The following is a 231-nucleotide window of genomic DNA, read 5'->3' on the forward strand; positions in this document are numbered from 1 at the left end:
CCGCCAGCACGGCTCGCCGCTGTGGGCGTACGACGCCAGCACCATCGCCGAACGTGTCGAGCAGTTGAAGGTGTTCGACACCGTACGCTTCGCCCAGAAAGCCAACCCTAACCTGCATGTGCTGCGCCTGATGCGCGCCCATGGCCTGGTGCTGGATGCCGTATCGCTGGGTGAGATGGAACGGGCCTTCGCAGCGGGTGCCCGCGTGGACGGCGACCCTGCCGGCGTGGT

Annotated in this window: 1 pseudogene; it reads left to right on the plus strand. The window is 67.5% G+C overall.

The annotated features are described in order from the left end of the window. Positions 1–231, plus strand: a pseudogene (locus tag SB765_RS34290) (diaminopimelate decarboxylase); the annotation flags it as partial.

It is taken from the genome of Pseudomonas sp. SIMBA_067, from assembly GCF_046534675.1.
Lineage (GTDB): Bacteria > Pseudomonadota > Gammaproteobacteria > Pseudomonadales > Pseudomonadaceae > Aquipseudomonas > Aquipseudomonas putida.